This window comes from Paenibacillus glycanilyticus NBRC 16618, assembly GCF_004000805.1.
Taxonomy (GTDB): domain Bacteria; phylum Bacillota; class Bacilli; order Paenibacillales; family Paenibacillaceae; genus Pristimantibacillus; species Pristimantibacillus glycanilyticus.
Map to the genome: position 1 here is coordinate 54924 of NZ_BILY01000033.1, position 20631 is coordinate 75554.

17 protein-coding genes are annotated in these 20631 nt (G+C 52.4%); 11 read left to right on the plus strand and 6 right to left on the minus strand.

Going from position 1 to position 20631, the window contains the following annotated elements; genetic code table 11:
* Window positions 1–20: 20 nt before the first annotated feature.
* Window positions 21–1406 carry an LLM class flavin-dependent oxidoreductase gene (locus tag PGL01S_RS22625; protein WP_127496840.1) on the minus strand — a complete coding sequence of 462 codons (1386 nt, stop codon included), beginning with the start codon at window positions 1404–1406 and terminating at the stop codon, window positions 21–23.
* Between the two features lie 458 nt (window positions 1407–1864).
* On the opposite strand from PGL01S_RS22625, the gene PGL01S_RS22630 reads away from it, so the two are divergent.
* The 3 genes from PGL01S_RS22630 (at window position 1865) to PGL01S_RS22640 (ending at window position 4627) form a co-directional block, all read left to right on the plus strand.
* On the plus strand, window positions 1865–2890 hold the full coding sequence (locus tag PGL01S_RS22630; protein WP_127496841.1) for a methionine ABC transporter ATP-binding protein: 1026 nt from the start codon (window positions 1865–1867) through the stop codon (window positions 2888–2890).
* Window positions 2880–3542: a methionine ABC transporter permease gene (locus PGL01S_RS22635; protein WP_127496842.1), complete on the plus strand. Its 663-nt coding sequence runs from the start codon at window positions 2880–2882 to the stop codon at window positions 3540–3542. The genes PGL01S_RS22630 and PGL01S_RS22635 overlap by 11 nt, the downstream gene beginning before the upstream one ends.
* 95 nt (window positions 3543–3637) lie before the next feature.
* Window positions 3638–4627: a MetQ/NlpA family ABC transporter substrate-binding protein gene (locus tag PGL01S_RS22640; protein ID WP_127496843.1), complete on the plus strand. Its 990-nt coding sequence runs from the start codon at window positions 3638–3640 to the stop codon at window positions 4625–4627.
* 55 nt (window positions 4628–4682) lie between these two features.
* Here the strand turns inward: PGL01S_RS22640 and bshB2 are convergent, their stop codons facing one another.
* From bshB2 to PGL01S_RS22655, 3 genes are all read right to left on the minus strand, one after another.
* The gene (gene bshB2 / locus PGL01S_RS22645; RefSeq protein ID WP_116394191.1) at window positions 4683–5345 is read right to left on the minus strand and encodes a bacillithiol biosynthesis deacetylase BshB2; all 663 of its coding nucleotides are present in this window, start codon (window positions 5343–5345) and stop codon (window positions 4683–4685) included.
* 35 nt (window positions 5346–5380) lie between these two features.
* Entirely contained in the window at window positions 5381–5725 is a 345-nt protein-coding gene (locus PGL01S_RS22650; RefSeq protein ID WP_116394239.1) for a YojF family protein, read from the minus strand.
* Window positions 5726–5809: 84 nt separating this feature from the next.
* Window positions 5810–6364, minus strand: coding sequence for a GNAT family N-acetyltransferase (locus tag PGL01S_RS22655; RefSeq protein WP_127496844.1), 555 nt, complete (start codon window positions 6362–6364; stop codon window positions 5810–5812).
* 172 nt (window positions 6365–6536) lie between these two features.
* Here PGL01S_RS22655 and PGL01S_RS22660 point away from each other — a divergent pair, with 172 nt between their 5' ends.
* Window positions 6537–7355, plus strand: coding sequence for a methyltransferase domain-containing protein (locus PGL01S_RS22660; protein WP_127496845.1), 819 nt, complete (start codon window positions 6537–6539; stop codon window positions 7353–7355).
* Between the two features lie 14 nt (window positions 7356–7369).
* On the opposite strand, the gene PGL01S_RS22665 is transcribed toward PGL01S_RS22660, so the two are convergent.
* A complete protein-coding gene (locus PGL01S_RS22665; protein ID WP_127496846.1) occupies window positions 7370–8653 on the minus strand; it encodes a histidine--tRNA ligase in 1284 nt (427 codons plus the stop codon).
* 564 nt (window positions 8654–9217) lie between these two features.
* Here PGL01S_RS22665 and PGL01S_RS22670 point away from each other — a divergent pair.
* The 3 genes from PGL01S_RS22670 to PGL01S_RS22680 are packed head-to-tail and all read left to right on the plus strand — an operon-like array spanning window position 9218 to window position 12050.
* A complete protein-coding gene (locus PGL01S_RS22670) occupies window positions 9218–9658 on the plus strand; it encodes a MarR family winged helix-turn-helix transcriptional regulator (RefSeq protein ID WP_127496847.1) in 441 nt (146 codons plus the stop codon).
* A gap of 3 nt (window positions 9659–9661) precedes the next feature.
* Entirely contained in the window at window positions 9662–11443 is a 1782-nt protein-coding gene (locus PGL01S_RS22675; protein WP_127496848.1) for a DHA2 family efflux MFS transporter permease subunit, read from the plus strand.
* Window positions 11444–11483: 40 nt separating this feature from the next.
* Complete coding sequence (locus PGL01S_RS22680; RefSeq protein WP_127496849.1) at window positions 11484–12050, plus strand: NAD(P)H-dependent oxidoreductase; 567 nt, start codon at window positions 11484–11486, stop codon at window positions 12048–12050.
* Window positions 12051–12176: 126 nt separating this feature from the next.
* Here the strand turns inward: PGL01S_RS22680 and PGL01S_RS22685 are convergent, their stop codons facing one another.
* On the minus strand, window positions 12177–14261 hold the full coding sequence (locus PGL01S_RS22685; RefSeq protein ID WP_164775565.1) for a right-handed parallel beta-helix repeat-containing protein: 2085 nt from the start codon (window positions 14259–14261) through the stop codon (window positions 12177–12179).
* Window positions 14262–14469: 208 nt separating this feature from the next.
* On the opposite strand from PGL01S_RS22685, the gene PGL01S_RS22690 reads away from it, so the two are divergent.
* The 4 genes from PGL01S_RS22690 to PGL01S_RS22705 all read left to right on the plus strand — a co-directional run bounded on the left by PGL01S_RS22690 (window position 14470) and on the right by PGL01S_RS22705 (window position 20585).
* The gene (locus PGL01S_RS22690) at window positions 14470–16797 is read left to right on the plus strand and encodes a helix-turn-helix domain-containing protein (protein ID WP_127496851.1); all 2328 of its coding nucleotides are present in this window, start codon (window positions 14470–14472) and stop codon (window positions 16795–16797) included.
* Window positions 16798–16974: 177 nt separating this feature from the next.
* Window positions 16975–17967, plus strand: coding sequence for an ABC transporter permease (locus tag PGL01S_RS22695; RefSeq protein WP_127496852.1), 993 nt, complete (start codon window positions 16975–16977; stop codon window positions 17965–17967).
* Window positions 17968–17987: 20 nt separating this feature from the next.
* Complete coding sequence (locus PGL01S_RS22700; protein WP_127496853.1) at window positions 17988–18866, plus strand: carbohydrate ABC transporter permease; 879 nt, start codon at window positions 17988–17990, stop codon at window positions 18864–18866.
* 156 nt (window positions 18867–19022) lie between these two features.
* A complete protein-coding gene (locus tag PGL01S_RS22705; RefSeq protein ID WP_127496854.1) occupies window positions 19023–20585 on the plus strand; it encodes an ABC transporter substrate-binding protein in 1563 nt (520 codons plus the stop codon).
* Window positions 20586–20631 lie beyond the last annotated feature (46 nt).

A 20631-nucleotide genomic window follows, 5' to 3' on the forward strand; every position in this document is an offset into this window, starting at 1 on the left:
CCGGCACCTCCTCCTTCCCTCTACACGGTGCTCTTCTCTGCATGCCGGTATTTAGCCCCCGGATGGCCCTTCTGCAGATGACGCTTGCCTTGACCAAGCAGCTTCTCCCGGTAAGTGCCGGGCGCATATTCCGTCTTGTAAATCCCGCGCTTCTGAAGCTCGGGAACGACCAGATCAACGAAGTCGACGAGACTGCCCGGCGTAATCATATGCGTCAGGTTAAAGCCATCCACTCCTGTCGCTTCGAAATAGGCTTGAATTCCGTCGGCAACCTGCTGCGGGTTGCCAACGATAGCGAATCTCCGCTTCAGGGTATCAAAGCTTTCGAGCACCTCGCGGACCGTCAGCTTCTTCGGATTATCCTTCGTCAGCGACGCAGCCCGCGATTGGCCATGCTCGGTATGCTTATATTCAAAGACGGCATCCAAGTCGGTATATTCCGACAGGTCATACCCGCTGGAGCCGCCGTATTGCGCTTTCGCCGCTTCGCCGCTCCACAGCCGCTTGTATTCTTCGAATTTCGCCTCCGCTTCCTCCGTCGTCTCCGCTACGACAACATTCAAGAACGTAAAGGCCTTGATATCGTCCGGATTGCGGCCATATGATTCTGCCAGCCTCTTAACCTCTTGAATGGACTGCTTCGTGTGCTCGGGCGTAGGTCCGCCAACAAACAGGCATTCCGCATGCTTGGCGGCAAATTCCTTGCCTTTGGGCGAAGAGCCCGCCTGGTAAATAACCGGGGTACGCTGCGGCGAAGGTTCGCTCAAATGGGGGCCGGGCACACGGAAAAACCGTCCTTCATGGTTAATCTCATGCACCTTCGCGGGATCGGCGAATACTTTGTTCTCCCGGTCGTTTACGACAGCGCCCTCTTCCCAGCTCGCTTCCCACAGCTTATACGACACATCCAGAAATTCATCTGCCAGTTCATACCGGTCATCATGCTTAATCATCTCGTTTAGCCCGAAATTACGGGCCGCGCTTGGCAGATAGGAAGTTACGACATTCCAGGCAAAGCGCCCTTTCGTCAGGTGATCCAGCGTGCTCATTCTGCGGGCATGCGCATAAGGGTGCTCATAGGTCGTGCTGACGGTCAGGGCAAAAGACAAATGCTCCGTCACCGATGCCATCGCGGGGATGGCGAACGCCGGATCATTGAGCGGTACCTGAACCGCATCGCGGATCGAAGCGTCTTTGCTTTTCTGATAGACATCGTAGACCCCTATCACGTCAGCCAGAAAAAGTGCATCAAACCTGCCTCTTTCCAGCAGCAACGCAAGCTCGGTCCAATAGTCCAGATCCTTATAGCGACGCGTTCTTTCGTTAGCCGGATGCTTCCAGAGCCCATGCGAATTATGCATCGCGCTGGACATCTCGAACACATTAAACAAGATCTGTTTTGCCAAGTGAAGTCACCTGTCCTCTCTTCAAATCTTATGTCGTATAAAACTTACTATTCCGATCAAACAAAACAGGTTTAGAATGTGAGGCTACTCTATCACTGTATAAATATGGATGTCAAGAGCGTTCTCTGTTAGAATTTTTTTGAAATTTTAGGGATTGACAATGCCGCCCGGGACACTTTATAGTAAATGCCAAGTTGGGCACACGGAATTAAGAAAACCCGCGCCCAGCAAGGGATGGATAAGCAACACATCCCATCATAATGTTGTTTTCGATACAGATGACTGATCATTTCAGAACTGTGCGAACCCATGTCTTGATCAAAGACTGGAAGAGCCTGTTCTGATTCGGCGGCCTCTTCTTTCCGAGAGAAGAGGCCGCTTTTTATTTTTATACCGACTATACAAATGCGTTTACTAAACTTTATAAAAGTAATACGCGCTAAAGGAGAGAACCTCACTTGATCAAGTTTGAATCGGTGTCCAAAACCTTCCTGTCTCAAAAAAAGGCGGTTAACGCAGTCGATAACGTCTCTCTCTCCATCGCCAAAGGAGAGATTTACGGAGTTATCGGCTTCAGCGGCGCCGGCAAAAGCACCCTGCTTCGGCTGGTCAATTTACTTGAAAAACCGACAAGCGGTAGAGTCGTCGTTAACGACCGGGACGTAACCTCCATCCCTTCGCGAGAGCTCCGGCAGCTGCGCAGACGAATCGGGATGATCTTCCAAACCTTTAACCTGTTCAACTCCCGTACCGTGTACGGCAATATCGCGTATCCGCTGAAGCTTGCCCGCATTCCGAAAGACCAGATTAAAGCCCGGGTAGCCGAACTCCTAAGCTTCGTTGGGCTCGAGGATAAAGCCGACCAGTATCCCGAGCAGCTGTCGGGAGGCCAGAAGCAGCGCGTTGGTATTGCGAGGGCTCTGGCTACTTCGCCGGATATTCTCATTTGCGATGAAGCAACCTCAGCCCTTGACCCGGAGACAACCGGCGAGATACTAAAGCTGCTGAAACGAGTGAACGAAGAGTATAAGATCACCATTCTTCTGATTACGCACGAAATGCATGTTATCCGTTCCATCTGCGATAGAGTAGCGGTCATGGAGAACGGCCGGGTTATTGAAGAGGGGCAGGTGTTTGATATATTTGCGAACCCGCAAAAGCAAACAACCCGCAACTTCATCAGCTCCGTGCAGAACGACAAGCTTTCTCCGAAGCTGCTGGAAACACTCAAGAAAAGCCACAAAGGCAGGCTTTACCGGATCGTATTCAGAGGCGGAGCGACAAGCGAGCCCATTCTGTCCCAGACAGCGAGGAAGTACAACGCGGATTTCAACATCATTTACGGAAGCATCAACGAGCTGCAGGGCCAGCTATTTGGCAGCCTCATCGTCGAGTTCCCGGAGCGGACGCCGCAACTTGAACCGCTCATTCACGAGCTAAGCCAAAACGTAGAGGTAAGGGAGGTTATTGATCATGAAAGTTGATTGGAATACGTTCTGGCCACGCATTCTCGAAGCGACCGGCCAGACGATTACGATGGTTATTTTCACTCTTATATTTGGAGCCATCCTGGGGCTGGTTATCGGACTGCTGCTCTTCGTAACCCGCAAAGGCAACATTCTGGAGAACGCCTTTATCTTCTCGCTGCTGAACATCGCCATCAATATTATCCGGCCCGTACCGTTCATTATCTTCCTTGTGACGATCAGCCCCTTCACCCGGGCCGTAATCGGTACGACAATCGGTACTTGGGCTGCCATCTTCCCGATGACCATCGTCGCGGCCTTCGTTATTGCAAGGGTTGTGGAAAACAATCTGGTTGCCGTTGATCCCGGCATCATTGAAGCGGCCAAAGCAATGGGGGCTAGCCCCGTGCAAATTATCGTCGGGGTACTCATCATGGAAGCGCTTGGCCCTCTTATTCTCGGACTCACCTTCATGACGGTAGCGCTTATTGACTTCTCCGCTATGGCCGGAACGGTCGGAGGCGGCGGGCTTGGCGATCTGGCCATGACCTACGGTTATCAGCGCTTTGACGGCTCGGTCATGCTCGTCACCATTGTGGTGCTGATCATCCTTGTACAGATCGCCCAATTCCTCGGCAATACGGTGTCTCGCAAGTTTTTACGCCGTTAATCCGGGACGTTTCGTGGATGAAATATAAGCACAGTATGGAGGAAACTTATACTTTCTTATATTTTAATAAAAACAAAAATAGAGGAGTGTCAAACATGAAAAAACATGCTGTACTTGCAAGTCTTCTGCTGATCTTAATCGTAGGAGTCCTGTCGGCCTGCGGCAGTAACAAAGCTGCAAACAACACGTCTGCATCGGCTAACTCGGATAATAAGGCAGCAGCCAACGCTTCCCCATCGGCTGCAAACACGACGGCAGAACAATCTGCTGCTCCGGAAAAACCGGCAGAACCGATTAAGGTCAAAATCGGGGTATCCGGTACAGACGGGGAAACCTGGCCGCTTCTGAAGAAAAAGGCGAAAGAACAGTTAAACGTGGAAATCGAGCTTGTTGAATTCTCCGACTACACCCTGCCGAACTTGGCGCTTGCCAACAAGGAAGTGGATGTGAACTCGTTCCAGCATCTGGCCTTCCTAAGCCAGTTCAACATTGAGCATAACCTGAACATTGTACCAATCGGCTCAACCGTTGTATCGCCGCTTGGTCTCTATTCCAAGAAGTACAAGGACGTATCCGAAATTCCGGACGGCTCTCAAATCGCGATCCCTAACGATCCGGCGAACCAAGGCCGCGGCCTTCTCGTCCTGCAAGCTGCCGGTCTTCTGAAGCTGAAAGACAATGTTGGCCTTTACGGCACGCCGGATGATATCGTGGATAACCCGCATAAACTGAAAATCGTACCGGTTGTTGCTCAGCAGACACCACGCGTATTGCCGGACGTTGCCGCTTCGATCATTAATGGCGGTATCGCAGGTCAAGCCGGATTAAAACTGTCGGATGCTATTTTCCATGACGATCCATTGTCGGAAACAACTCGTCCATACTTGAACGTATTTGCGACACGCGTTGAAGACAAAGACAACGAAACCTACCGCGCAATCGCCAAGCTGTACCAAGATCCCGAAATTATTGAATCTGTTAAAAAAGACTCCAATGGAGGCAGCGTTGTTATCGATATTCCTGCCGAGACGCTGCAAGGCGAGCTCGATAAACTTGAGGGTGAAATAAAAGCTGCGAAAAAATAAATGCTAAAAAAGCCGGCCCTTGTGCATCGATGCACAAGGGCCAGCTTTTTATTGGTTATTTCCAGCTTTCAAACTTATAAGTCCAGAACCTCTCCGTTCCCAAGCGTTCCTGAACCTCTTTGTCCGTGTGCTGCTTGTTCCCGAAGATTTCGGAACTGTTGAATTGGGAGCGGTGAGCCCGGATGGAAGCCATCTTGTTCTTCGTATAATCCCGCACGTCAAACGAGATATCCGGCTTGCCGATAAACTGCTCATGATTTCGGGAGAAAGCTACGCAATAGACAGGCGGCCGCTCTTCCTCCGGCAGTCTTCCGACCGTCCGAACAACGGCTTCCCCGGTTGCGTCATGGTCCGGATGAACGCTGTAGCCCGGATAAAACGTGAAGATAACGTCAGGCTTCACTTCTTCAATAAGAGCATGAATATGTTCATCAAGGAACACTTTGTCCTCGAACTCAATCGTTTTGTCATGGAAGCCAAGCATTCTCAGATCCTGGATTCCTATCGCCGCGCAGGACTCTTCAAGCTCGCCCCGGCGAATCTGCGGCAGCGTTATCCGGCTTGCGAACGGCGGAAAACCCATGTTCCGCGCCATCTCCCCAAGGGTCAGGCAGGCGTAGGTAACCTGCGCGCCTTGATCGATCAACTGCGCCAGCGTACCCGACATTGTAAATGCTTCATCATCCGGATGCGGCAGAACTACTAATATACGTTCCATGTATTTTACTCTCCTTTCTAAAAGAAAGCTCCAACTTAAAAAGGCTCCCGGCTGAGTTGCAAAGCGACAACAAGCTTGCCCTGCTGGTCATGGCCGGCGAGGATAAGCCGTTCGGCTTCGCTCTCTTCATAATGGGTCAAGCCTTCCGAATAAACCCAGCCCTGCTGCATTTTGAGTCCGACACGGAAAGGACCGTTCCCGGATATCAAACCATGCGAATATTGAATAACGGCATTCGATATAAAAGTAGCGGCCGGATGCTTGGAAGCATCGTTATGAGCCGCGTATGCTCCTGTCGTCATCTCAAGATGAACATAGACATCTTGATCTTTCAAGCTTTCCAGTCGTCGTTGAACCTCGGCGGGATGGATCGGTTGCATCATCTTGGATTCTCCTTTAACCATAAAATGAATAATGAATTGAGAAGATTGTATAGTAAGTTTATCGGAATAGCAAGAATAAGATTACTGTTCCGATACCTTTTTCTCATACAGGTTAAAATCGCCGATTGGATTGGCTGCGGTGCCTTTGAATTCATAACCGCAAGTGCTGCGGTAGAAGTCGTTCAGCTTCGGATTATTGGCGATGCAGTCCAGCCTGATCCGGTCTTTACCCGGGAAATGAATGCCCGTGCTTGACCACTGCACGATAGCCTCGCCGAGATTACTCCCCGCGGCTGCGCGGTTAATATTAAGACGATGCAGATAGACCGAGCTCTCATGCCCTTCCTCGCCCCACAGCTCGCGATCCCAAGGGCTCGCCTGCTGCATCAGCATAACCATCCCCATAAGCGTATCATCCTGTACGAAAATATACACTTCCCCGCGTTTGATCGCTTCCGGCGTACGATGGGAGTCTTCGCCCTGCAGCAGTCCGCTCCACTGCGTAGAGCCTCTGCTCTTCAGCCATTCCGCCGTCTGCACCAGCAGTCCCAGCACGGCTGGCGTATCCCCTTCCGTGGCCTGGAATACTTTTATATGATTCTGAATAATCCCGATTGGTTCTGATTGCGTAAACATGGATGACTGCCCTCCTGCTAATGGCCCAAGATACCTCCAGTATACTCTCTTTAGCCAAACTTCTACAAATCTCAACCGCAGGTTGAGTCCGGCGAAAGTTCAATCCATGCGTTATTGTCCGGCTGGGGTAACTTCAATAGAATGAGGAGTATCAAAAGGAGCGTGAGCGAACATGAAGGAGAAACTGGCGCGGAACATCGCCATTTACCGGAAAGAAAGAGGATTAACGCAAGAGGAGCTGGCGACCAGGCTGGGCATTTCGTTCCAGGCCGTATCCAAATGGGAGAACGCCGTGACTATGCCGGACCTCTCGCTAGTGCCGGAGTTATGCCGCACGCTTGAAGTCAGCATCGACAAACTGCTTGGTTACGTCTCGCAGGATAAGCCGATTACGATTTATGAAGAAGAATATAAGACGGAAAATTATTATTGGGGAACGGAGCCGAACAGCGGCGTATACGAGGTGCTGAAGGCTATGCCGCCGAGCAGGCGGCTGAAGCTTCTGGATATTGGCTGCGGTGAAGGCAGGGACGCGGTATTTTTCGCCCGGAACGGTTATGAGGTAACGGGAATCGACGTTTCGGATGCCGGCATTGAGAAAACAAAACGGCTGGCCGAATACGCTGGCGTCCAGGTTAACGTGTTGAAAGCGGATGTGCTGGATTTCCGTCTCGACAAGCCATACGACATTATTTATTCCAGCGGGGTTCTTCATTACATCAAGCCTGAGTTCCGCCAGGAGATATTCGCGAACTACAAGCAGTTCACTAACCCCGGCGGAATCCATGTCCTGAACGTATTCGTGCATAAACCGTTTATCGCCCCGCCGCCTGAAAACGAACCTCATGCCTACAAATGGCATTCGGGCGAGCTGTTGTCGCACTATCGGGACTGGCTGATTAAAGACAGCGCCGAGATCGTGTTCGACTGCAACTCCAGCGGCATTCCCCATCAGCATGCGATGAGCACGGTTATGGCGCAGAAGGCGTGACGAAGACGGTTAGCTTACGTTTCGTTCTTTTCTAATAGATATAATGCTTCATCAAGCGGAACCACATACTCTTCCCTGGCCTTCATGTCTTTCAGCCGCACTTTGCCGGTTCGGGCTTCTTCCTCGCCAATAAGCAGCGCGTAACGGATCGCCCTGCTTTCAAGCGAGGCCAGAGCCTTTTTCAGCTTTCTGCCCGCCGGCTCCATACCGGTCTGAATCCCACCCGAGCGCAGGACGGTCGCAGCCATCAAGGCATCCCCCCTTGTATCGCCGATGGATAGGACAACGACCTTTGGAGCCTGCCCCGGGAATGGCCGGTCCCGGATCATTTCCATGATGGACTCCATGCCTAACGACAAGCCTGCCGCCGGGTAAGTCATATCCTCGTTCCCGATCAGCTTGCCGATTATCGCGTCGTACCTCCCGCCGCTTCCTATGCTGGATGCATAAACGCCGCTGGCATCAAAAATCTCATAGACGGTTCCCGTATAGAACGACAATCCCCGCGATAAAAAAGGATCAAAGCGGCAAATGTCCGAAAGCTTAAGCTTGTCGATCAGCATCTGAAGAGCGCGGACCTCGGCAGCTCCTTGCGATTCCTTGAGACCATAGCGCCCCGCCAGAAGGCCGAAAGAAGGTTCATCCATGGCAATAAGCTCTGCAATCTCCTCAACGGCTGACCTCGAAATTCCTTTGTCCCTCAATTCCGCCAGAACGCCATCGCTGCCTATCTTCTCAAGTTTGTCGAGCGTAAGCATCACGGACAGGCTTTCCTCCGCCGGCACGCCTACCGCACCCAATATTTCGCTTAAAAACCGGCGGTTATTCCAGCGCAGCGTGACCGGAATGGCGAGCCTTTTGAACACCTCAACCGCTATCAGCATCAGCTCCGCTTCCGCTTCTGGCCCCTCAACGCCTACCATATCCACATCGCATTGGAGAAATTCCCGCAAGCGGCCGCGCTTCACCGGACCATCGCGAAAAACCTTCCCGATCTCGTACCGTCTGTACGGAAGCTTGATTCCGGGATTCAAAGCCATGACCTTCGCGAAAGGAATCGTCAAATCGTAACGCAGCCCCAGCTTCCTTCCGCCTTGATCCGTGAACCGGTACATCTCCTTCAATATCTCGTCGCCGCCCGCATATTTGGAGGTCAATAAATCCAGCTCGTGAAGCACCGTAGACTCCATGCTCTCAAAGTCGTACAGCTCGAAAACCTCCTGCAGCACCCCTCTAACCTTCTGGCGGACGGCTTGTTCCTTTCCGAAAAAATCGTAGGTTCCTTTTACGTTTTGCATAACCCGGCACTCTCCTTTTATTTTGGGCAAGCGTAAACGGCTGCGCCGTCCTTAGGAGGGGCAGCATACGTTTCGCGAATGAAATATAAGCACAGTATAGAAAAACGTATACTTTCTTATATTTTAAAATAAAAAACGCGCAGGACCTCTTGGTCCTGCGCGTCACGTATGCCGCAGGGAGGCCAACGCGAATGGCGTTAGCCTCCCTGAATTTTTGTATCAGGGGTGCTAACGCTTTTTGTAGTGATGATGAAGTTGATTAAACGCGAATGTCCGCATATGCGTAACTCCTTCATTCAAACTCGAATAATTATCGTTGATTATAGCAGGGCTGATTCAAAGATGCAATGACCGGTAATCGGTCCTGCGAAGATCGGATATTTTCTTTCCAGAACCGACATCATATGACCTTTTCACAACATTGGGAAAGAAGTACCAAACCCTCGGTTACGGGATAAGCAGCAGGACCTTTGCGGAAACTAACGGCCAGAAGTCTGATTGACACCTCATATTACTTTAGTTCATAATAATTCGCACGCAAACTATTTTTGGAGGAAAGCTGCAGTGGAAGAACAGCGGATCGTGGGCATTTTTCAAGCTTATCGCGAAATCAATCAAGTCTTTTTCCAGATATTATCCAAAGCGGCTAGCAAGCATAACTTGACCGCTCTTCAGCTTTTGGTGCTGCGAGTACTGCACGAAACCCCCGAAATCCGCATGTCCGAGCTGGCCGAGAAGCTGAATGTGGGCAACAGCACGATGAGCGGCATCGTGGACCGGATGGTGAAGGCAGGCATCTTGGAGCGCGAACGAACGGAAGCGGATCGCAGGGCGATGACGATGAAGCTGACTGAGAAAGGCAAGGAGCTCTGGCGCGAGACGGATGCGACGCGCATGAATATGATGCGTCCCCTGCTGTCCATGACCGAGCAAGATCACCGCGAGCTGAGCCGGCTCCAGAACGAAGTATTGCGTTTACTAAAACAATCCAAGGAGGAAGCTTAAGCCATGACAACAGCTGTGTCCAATCAATTGCGCAAAGGGCCGATAATGGCCTCCTTGCTCATCGCGGCGTTCGTGGCTCTATTGAGCCAAACCGTGCTTAACGTCGCGTTGCCGAAAATGATGGCAGATCTTGACGTCGGCGAAAGCACGATCCAATGGCTGTCCAACGGCTACATGCTGGTGAACGGCGTGCTGGTCCCAATCAGCGCTTATCTGATCAATCGGTTTACGACCCGGAAGTTGTTTCTGGTCGCCTCATCCTTATTCGCGATCGGTACGATCGTATGCGCCCTGTCGGGCGACTTCAGCTCTTTGTTAGCCGGGCGTCTCGTACAGGCATGCGGCGCCGGCATTCTGATGCCGCTGATGACTATCGTCACCTTGACCATCTTCCCCGTCGAAGAGCGCGGCAAAGCGATGGGCCTGATGGGCGTTGCGATGATTTTCGCACCGGCCGTAGGACCAACGCTCTCCGGCTGGGTCGTCGAGCACTACGACTGGCATGTGCTGTTCTATATCGTATTGCCGCTCTCCATTCTCGCCGTTGTATTCGGCGCTTTCTCGATGAAGGACGTCATCAAAACGTCCCGGCCTAATCTCGACATTCTGAGCGTCGTGCTATCCACTCTTGGCTTTGGCGGCCTGTTATACGGCTTCAGTGAAGCGGGTACGGAAGGCTGGGATTCCACCGAAGTCATCGTTTGCTTGGCCGTCGGCGCGATTGCGCTCATTCTGTTCATTGTCCGTTCGATATTGATGAAAGCTCCGCTGCTTGAGATGCGCGTATTCAAGTATCCGATGTTCTCGCTTACCGCGTTGATCAACGCCATTATTACCATGGCCATGTTCTCCGGCATGATTCTATTGCCGATCTTCCTGCAGAATATCCGCGGCTTTACGCCTCTCGAATCCGGATTGCTGCTGCTCCCGGGCGCTATCCTGATGGGTATCATGTCGCCGATCACCGGCATGGTGTTCGATAAAATCGGCGCACGCTGGCTGGCCGTCGTCGGCCTCGCCATTACAGCCGTTACGACGTACGAATTCAGTCATTTAGCAATCGATTCGTCGTACAATCACATGATGCTCTTCTATACGCTTCGGATGTTCGGTATGTCCATGCTGATGATGCCCATCCAGACAGCTGGCCTCAACCAGCTGCCGCGCCGCCTGAATGCGCATGGCTCGGCCATGTCACAAACGCTCCGGAACGTCTCCGGCGCGCTTGGTACCGCGATCCTCGTCACCATCATGACCAACAAAGCCGCGTCGCATGCGAAGGAGCTGATCATCACCGGCAACATCTCGCCGTCCGACAAAGCAAAAATGGGCGAAATCACCATACAATCGACGATTTACGGTATTAACCAATCGTTCGTCGTCGCGACATGGTTGACGATTGCCGCACTCGTGCTCGCCTTCTTCATCCGCAAGGTGAAGCCTGCCGAGGACGCGGTGCAGGTGCCGGATAAGACTGCGGAGGCGGTGCAGATGCCGGATAAGGCGGAGAAGGAGGCGGCGCCTGCCGCGGAATTGGCTAACAACGAAAATCGCTCGAACCGGCAAAGCGCAGACGGCGAATTCCGCAACGCCATCCGCGGGTTCCTTACGCCTGAACCGCCGAAAGACAAGAACAACGAACACTTTAACGATCAGGAATACCGGAAGGCGATTCTAAGGTTAAAAGGCACTCCCGAACAGGATGACCGCCAGGAAGAAATGAACGATAAGGCATACCGGGAGTCGCTTAAGAAGCTCAACAAACCGCAAAAAGAAAGCGAATGAGAAATCGCGTTTTTTCAGAGCCAAGAGAGGAGATTAAACGATGAAAATTTATATTGTTTACGATAGCGAAGCAGGCCACACGGAACAACTTGCCCGCTCCATTGCCAAAGGTGCCGAAAGCGTGGAAGGAGCGGAGGTCTTCATCAATCACGTCAAACAGGCGAACGTCAAAGACCTCGCTCAGATGGATGCCATTATCTGGGGCTGTCCCGGGCACTTCGGCACGATCAGTTCCGGCATGAAAGAGTGGATCGACAAACTCGGCTATTTATGGGCCAACGGAACGCTGGTTGATAAAATCGGCGCCGTTTTCTGCACGACTGCAACCATCCACGGCGGGATAGAAGCCACCTTATTGAACTTGATTACGCCGATGCTTCACCAAGGGATGATCATCGTCGGCTTGCCGGCCAATATTCCCGCAAATGCGCTGTACGGCAGTTATTACGGCGTTGGCGTCACATCTCCCGTTGAGGATACCCATGATCCGCTGAGCCAATCGCTCTTCGCGAAAGGGCTGGCGCTTGGCGAAGCTCTCGGAACGCGCGTAGCTAATGCGGCGGGCACTTATGCGGCGGGCAAAAAGACTCTGGGGACGACGGTATAAGCAAGCGCGGTTAACGCGTTTAAGAGGCATTTGAACTGGCCTTATGATATGACAAGCGCGGCCCTTCCAGGGGTCGCGCTTTTATTGAATCGGCTTGATTTTCCGCCCGGGCGTTTTCTGTTTCAATCACTGCCCTTCCTGTGGGTTCAATCTTGGACCAAACCGCGAGAAGTCGATATCCTGCCAGCCAAGCCGGTAGGCCTGAGAAGCCGGCAGCAAGCGGTAGTCTCCCGCTGCTTCGTCCACAAAACCGGCAGGTGCCAGTATCGTCTGCGCATCAAGCTTTCCATCCGCGAGCGAACGCCAGGAGTCCCAATGATACAGCTTCCCCCAGACCTTGCTCTCGCCAACCGCCGGAAACGGCAGCTCCTCGCTGGTCACAAGCGGAGGCTCGCCGCCTCGCCAGTATAAATTACAGTCAGCCGAGGCCAGCCGCTCATCGCTCCAATTCACATGCGCGTACATGTATCCCGAATTCGATACGATGTTCGAACGGATAACAATATCCCTATTGCTCTCGCCAGCCATTTCCTGCGTGCCAAAGGCGCATTCCGATTCGTTATTCGCGATTAAGTTGTTGATAATCCGGTTGCCGATTCCTTTCGAGAATATAGCCATCCACAGCTTGCCTTCTCCCGTCTGGTACAAATGATCAAGAAGATTATGGGTCACCTCCACATCGCTTGAAGCATCATCCAGATAAATACCGAATCCGAAGGAAAAATGGATGCCGCTATGATGAAGGCGGTTGCCATAAATCGCGTTGCCCCGGCCGATTCCCCAGGATTCAATGATGCCTCCGTCCTGGCTGTCGGTCATGACATTGGACAGGTCGTTATGACGAATGACATTGTTGCGGGTGAACAGAAACGAAGCATGATTATCCCAGGTTACGGGAACTCCCCAAAGCTCCTGCGGCATCCGCTGGTAGCGAAGACCCTTCATCGATATCCCGTAACGGGGCATGTTCGCTATCCGGTTATGAGCAATTTCATTATCTCCGCTCTGATACAGCACAATGCCGCTGCCATGACCAACAAGCTCGCCGCCATCCGTGATGATATTGTCCGTTATGCAATGCCCTTTGTTCCGATAAGCGGCAAGCTGATCTTGAAAAGCTCCTTCTCCCGGCGCATAGCCCGAGGCATAGATGCCGGTATGCCCCATCCGCTCGATCCGGTTGCGAAGCAGCCGCACGCCTTCAACGCTGCGGTCGAGATAGACCCCGCATGTTCCGGAATTTCGAATAACGCAGTCCGAAACCTCGATTCCGCGGGCATTCCGCATGTATACGATACCGTTCCGGTTCTCATCGGGCTCCGCGTTGTCCATGCCGGGCTCTTCCCGCATCATCCGAAAGTCCTCCGTAAAGTCCGTGCAGGCAAACGTCAGTCCCGAGAATGTAAGTCCGGACACCCTCTCCGCATCACTATCTCCTTGGATATGCAAAATTCGGCCGACAGCCGGAGCAACCACCCGCTCATGAAGCGGCGACCCGCTTCGCGGCCGGTAATACAGCAAGCCTGCCGCCTCATCCAGATGGAATTGGCCAGGCTCCCGCAGAAAGGCACGCGAGCCCTGCAAGTAATAACGGGAGCCTTCTCCAATTTCCCAGCAGCTAGGCCGTTTAAATAAAATCTTGCCCTCTTTCATTCCGGCCACCGGAATGGTCTCCGCGAACCAGTTCGCTTCGCCGCCGCCCGGCCATACATAAATCTGCAAGCTATCCGCGTCCTCCTTCGGAATATCCGGAAACTCCCCTTCCTCATAGCGGATGCCGGCCCGTCCGTCTTCTTCGAGCGGAAGCGAGCGGTAATAACCGGAGGCAGGCATTCTCGCTTTCGAAATACGTCTGCCATCGGCGTACAAGGTATGAAACCGCACTCCCTTCGGCACCTGCGCGGTCCATACTCCATTCCCCGCATCCTTCCATTCGGACAGGACTTTCCCGCCAATCAACTCCGCTGTCCGCCCCTCCGCATTGCGGTATGTAACAAGGCAGCGTTCCCCTCCTGCATCGCCGCTTCCAAACCGGAGAGGTTCATCAAGCGTATAGGTCCCTTCTCCCACAATAACGGTTATTCCGCCGGTCACCCCTTTTTTCACCATAGAACGAACGGTCGCCTGAGCCTCCCGAATACTGCGAAACGGCTTCTCCTCGCTTCCGTCCCCATGATCATTTCCCCATGCGCTTACATAGATTTCAAGCATCGCCCCACCGCCTTTTGCCTGCTGTTTGACTTCACACTGCCACAGCATACGCCATACTGTAAACTGCACAAAACGCTAAAAAGCGTACGATATCCGGTTCACTGCTTTCCAAGGTGATTCCGGCCAAAATAACCCTTGCGCAACGGTTTGGCAGCGTTTACAACTATACATAGAGAGACTACATGCTGGATAAAGGGGCAGGATACTCATGAAAGCGTACGGCTACTTTACCTCGAAAAAATATTTCAAGCGCGTGTTATTTTCAATCATGCTGACGATGGCTCTAATCCTTACCGGCTTGTCCGCAGCCAATACGTACCTGCTCGAGCGGTCCGTCAAGCATGTCCAGGAGGACGCGAACCTCAAGGTGTTGACCCAGACCCAATACAACCTCTCTTATATGAACGAAATCATCGTCCACCTGTCTACCTTCGCTTTTCGCGATAACGCCTTGATTCCGCTGATGTTCAGCAACAACCTGCCCAAAATGGACTATATCCGCGGCTATCAGCAAATGTACAATATGCTTGAAAGCTCCTCGTTCCTGCATTCGATGGCGGTCTATAACGCTTCAACCCGGGAGCTGTACGGCTCCTCCAGCGATTTCCTGGTAGATGGCGGCACGACAAAAAGCAGCATCCTCGAATGGCTGCTCCATTCCTCGGAAGGTTCTTTGCCGGCATCCCGGCTCATCCCGTTCAGCTTCCAGCATTCCAACCAGATTGATGCCTTTGCGTTTATCGTCACGGATTCGTATGGTCCGTTCACCCCAAGCCAATCGGCTATTATATTGTTCATCAAGCCCGACTGGGTATTCGACAGCTTAAGCAAGCTGAACGGCATAAGCAGCGGGAGCAGCGGCGAGATTCTGATCCGAACGTCCGGCGGGCAGCTGTTCGACAGCGGCCATTCCCGGCAGACCCTGCCTCTCGATCAAGCAAGCATAGGCAAGCTGATACAAGCACCTAACGAGGCGACCGGAGCATCGAACGATTCCGGCTTCGTGATCGGCAATTCCGGCGGGCAAAAGGTGATGGTTACGTACCTGCACGGCATCGGCGACTGGACGATTCTGTACATTCAGCCTTACAAGGAGATCATGAAGGCCGTCTCGGATATGCGGACCCGTAATTTCGCGCTGACCGGCGCTTTTATCCTGCTCTCCATCGGAATCTCCGTCTGGCTGAGCTACAAGCTGTACGGTCCAATCGAAGGAATGCTGAAGCGGATTCTCCCGCATATGAGGAATGCCGCCCCGGATTCGGGCAAGCGCAACGAATTGGATGCCATGGGCGATCTTTACGAGCAGCTCTCCGGACAGCTGCAGGAGATCAGCTCGGAGCAGATTGTTCGCAAATACTATATCCGCAAGTTTTTGACCGATAACCGCAGCCTTTCCGAGCTGGATATGAGGCAGCTGATCAGAAAGCACGAGCTGCAGCTGGCGCCAAGCGGGCCGTATATGGTTTGCACGCTCCGGTTCGACCGGTACGATGAATACGACCGAAGGACATCCTCCGGCATGAAGAAGCTGCATAGCTTTGCGGTTATGAATATCGCGAAGGAAGTGCTGTCGCGGGCTTTCCGCTGCGAGATGGTCGATATGCAGGAGGATCATTTCACCATCCTGCTGTCCGGCAAGGAAGAGCTGCTTGATCCGGCAGCGGTCAAACCCGCTATCTTCGATGTCCAGCAGATTCTCGAGCGTTATTACAACCTCTCTCTCACTTGCGGGATCGGCGAAACCGTTACCCAGCTGACCCAGCTGTCCGCAAGCTATTACCAGTCCTATCAGCTTAGCCAGTATAGTATTCTAATGGGCTACAAAGCGATTATAGAAACACAGGATATACGTACAAATCTCGAGAACAAGCAAAAGTCTCTGTCAGGCGACGTGGAGAAAAAGCTGTCCGAGGCCATCAAGAAAGGCAAGCTGACCGAAGCCGGCAGCGAGCTGGAACGGGCTTTTGCCTTGCTGGCCGCGCTGCAGCTGGAGGATATGAGAAGAGCGATCGCCGATATGGCCTGGATTATCAAAAACGCGGCGGCCGAGATTACGAGCAACCGCATTACCCAGCTGTCCGTCGACATCGAACGCATCCCGCTCCTGCCGCAGGATTACTATACGCTGGATGAGCTTCATCTCGCTTTTCTGTCCCTCTGCACCGCGATATGCGAGGAAGCGAAGCCCTCCAGCATGGAGCGCAACGAAATGATTATCGAAACCGTGAAGGAGCTCATCTGGCAAAAATACAGCGACTACAACTTGAGCCAGCAATCCATCGCCTCAACCGTCAAATTAAGCTCCGCTTACGTCGGCAAGCTGTTTAAGGACAGCTGCGGAATGACCATTACGGAATATCTCAACGACGTCCGCCTGCGCCGGGCGCAGGAGCTGCTGCTCAAGGAGGACGGCACCATTACCGAGATTATGGAGAAGGTCGGGTACGGCAACCAGAGCTATTTTTTCCGCCTATTCAAAAGCAAGTTCGGCACGACGCCTAAGGAATTCCGCATAAAAAAATCAATCTCCTGAAGCTAAGCCGCCTGTTTCCTCCCAAGGAAGCAGGCGTTTTTTTGCTGCCGCAAGCGGGATAAAACAGTTATTCGCAATAAGTACAGCCCGCTTCTACAGTTATTCAAACAATGAACTCTATCCGGCCCGGTTCGGGTCATGGCATGCTGGACTCATCAAAGATTGGAGGAGATTCACTTGCCTAACATCCCGCCTGCCGGTCTACCAAGCAGCCACGAGCAGCCAGCAGCCCCTGTTCCCGTTAAACGCAAAAGCTGGCTTGCCAAAGAGCTCTGGCATATCCGGCGAAACCGCGAGCTGATCCTGCTTGCCCTCCCAGGCGTCTTATTCAAACTGATCATTGCCTATTTGCCTATGGTCGGGCTGATCCTGGCCTTCAAATACTTCCGGTATGACCAAGGCATATTCGGCAGCAAATGGGTTGGCTTCGACAACTTCGAGTTTCTGTTCAAAGCGCAGGATGCCTTCCGCATTATACGCAATACGCTGCTGTACAACTTTACGTACATCCTGCTCACGATGGCGGTCTCGCTCCTCATGGCCCTTCTGCTTAACGAGCTGACCAGCAAGCTGATCAAGGTGTACCAGACGACCTTGTTCCTTCCTTATTTCATCTCCATGGTGCTGGTCGGCTATATCGGCAACGCTTTTCTCGACTTCCAGAACGGGTACTTGAACACGATCCTTGAATTGTTCGGCCAGAAGGGCCATAACTGGTACCTCGAGACAACGCCGTGGATCTTTATCCTTCCGCTTGTCGCCCTCTGGAAAGGAGTCGGCTTCTCCACGCTCGTCTACTTCGCCGGCATTACGGGAATCAGCACCGATTATTACGAAGCAGCCCGGCTGGACGGAGCTTCCCGCGTGCAGATGATGACCCGGATTACGCTGCCGCTTCTGAAGCCGCTCGTTATCATTTTGTTTATTTTAGGTCTCGGCAATATTTTCAGAGGAGATTTCGGGCTGCATTACTTTGTTCCGAATAACGTCGGCCCTAACTTCCCTACCACGGACATTATCGATACCTACGTCTACCGCGCCTTAACGAAGCTTGGGGACATCAACTCCGCCGCCGCGGTCGGATTCCTGCAATCCGTCGTTGGGCTTGTGACCGTCGTAACCGCGAACCTGATCGTCCGCCGCATTGACAAAGACAATGCGCTTTTCTGACCGAGGAGGCCTGCCTACCCATGAAAATCAAAATCGCCGATATCGTCATTAACCTGTATTTCCTGATTGTTTGTCTGCTTATTGCCATGCCTTTTGTTCTCGTTATCGCGATCTCGCTGAGCTCGGAGAACAGCCTGCATCAGTTCGGCTATCAATTCCTGCCCAAGGAATGGAGCCTTGAGGCTTACCGGATTGTGTTCGAGAAACCCGAACCTTTGCTTAGAGGGTACGGGGTGACGATTGCGATTACCGTCATTGGTACCGTGCTGTCGCTCTTCATGACCGCCTTGATGGCTTATCCGATCTCGCGCAGCGACTTCCGCTATCAACGGCCGCTTACGTTCTACGTCTTCTTCACGATGCTGTTCAACGGCGGACTTATTCCGTTCTACATTCTGATGACGCAATATTTGCATCTGAAAAACACGCTGGCCGCCCTGATCATTCCCGCCGTGATGAGCCCGTTCAACATCATGATTATGAAAGGCTTCCTCGACAAAATTTCGAGAGAAATCATCGAATCCGCAAAGGTGGACGGGGCAAAGGAATACCGGATCTTCTTCATCATCATTTTGCCGCTCTCCACGCCCGCCTTGGCCACGCTTGGCTTGTTCATTGCTTTCGGGTATTGGAACGAATGGTTTAACGCCCTTCTCTTCATCGACAACGACAAATACGTACCGCTTCAGCTGCTGCTCGTCCGGATCTTATCGCAAGCGGAGTTTCTGGCAAACTCGCCAATGGCCGAGGTGGCGGATAAGCTGAAATTTGCGCAGTTCCCTACGCTGACCGTTCGGATGGCGATGGCCATCGTGGCCAGCGGGCCGATGCTGGTGATCTTCCCCTTTTTCCAGAAGTATTTCGTCAAAGGGTTAACGGTTGGTTCTTTGAAGGGATGACAATCAAAAGCCCATGCTTTCGAAGCAAGAATTGCCACAAAAAGCGTGTGTCAATTCTTTTTAGGAGGTGATCCGCACACTTTTGCGCGGCTTAAGAAGGTCTGCTTCACGGCGTGTAGTAATAATAAAACAGGAACGATAATTGGAGGGTTTACGGTGAACAACAACAAAAAAAGATTGTTCGCAACGCTGCTGTCGGTCATCTTATTGTTTGGCATTCTCGCAGCCTGTTCCAGCAACAATAACGGCAATAACAACAAAGCTCCAACGCCTTCGGCGGAACCGTCAACCGCGGCCAGCGATACGCCTGCCGAGTCAACGGAGCCGGCTCTGGATCCTGTTAAGCTTACATTCCTTTATCCGGTAGCGGCTGATCCCGGTCCGGATCAAAAGCTCGTTAACGACGAGATCAACAAATACTTGAAGGAAAAGATCAACGCCACCGTCGAATTGAAACCGCTCACCTTCGACGAATACGAGCCGAAGCTGAACGCGATGCTCGCGGCGAACGAGAACTTCGACATTGCCTGGAGCTCCAAGGGCTGGCTTGGCAACTATCAGCCTTATATCGACCGCGGCGCTTATCATGAAATTACGGATGACATGATTGCCAAGTATGCTCCCGAAGCACGCGCGAATATCCCGGATAAATTCTGGCCGGATATGCTTGCCGCCGACGGCAAGGTGTACGGCTTCCCGATCTATCAAGTAGCGGCGAAGCAAAAGAGCTTGATTATCCAGAAACGTTTTATCGACAAATACAATCTTGACGTCTCCAGCATCCATACCTACAGCGATATCGAGCCGTTCCTGCAAACCTTGAAGGAAAACGAGCCGGATGTCGTGCCGCTTGGTCTCGCGCAAAACTCCAGAGGCATGTATATCGACCCAACCGTTGCAGGCACGGACGGCTCCCCGGTTTACTATAAAAAAGACGATTCAGCTTACACGCTGTCGACGTTCCTGAACACGGCCAATGACCGTCTTCCATACTTCCAGAAGCTGCATGAATGGTACGAGAAGGGCTATATCAACCAGGACGCTCCCGTCCTCCAGAACATTAACGACTTGAAGGCAAAAGGCAACGTTGCGGTATCGATCGAGTTCACTTCGAAGCCTGGCGGCGAGATTGGCGAAAAAGCGATCAACGGCGGCAACGATGTCGTATATGTTCCAATCTCCGAGAGCTATTTCACGGGTATCGCAAGCGCCATGCATGTCATCAACAAAAACTCGAAAAATCCGGAACGCGCCCTTATGCTTATCAACCTATTGAATACGGATAAATACTTGTATAACCTGATCTGCAACGGGATTGAAGGCAAGCATTACAAAAAAGTCGACGACCAGTACATCGAGCCGATCGAAGGCTCCGGTTACGCGCCTAACGGCGACTGGGTATTCGGCAACCAATTTAACGCTTATCTGAAGCCGGGCATGGCTGCGGATACATGGCAGAAGACCATTGAGCTGAACGACAACGCCGTCGTTCTGGCGAGCAGCGGCTTTACGGTAAACGAGGAGAATTTCAAAGCGGAGGTCGCCAACATCAACGCGGTGAAGAACGAATACGAAACCGCGCTGGAGACCGGCGCCGTTGATCCTAACAAAGTGCTGCCGGAATATATCTCGAAGCTGAAAGCTTCCGGCGCGGAAAAGGTAGACGCGGAAGTGCAGAAGCAGTGGGATGCCTTCCTTGCGCAAAAAGGCCTGAAATAATAGAAGCAGTCCCTCGGCATGCCGGGGGACTGTTTTTTGGGTCAGG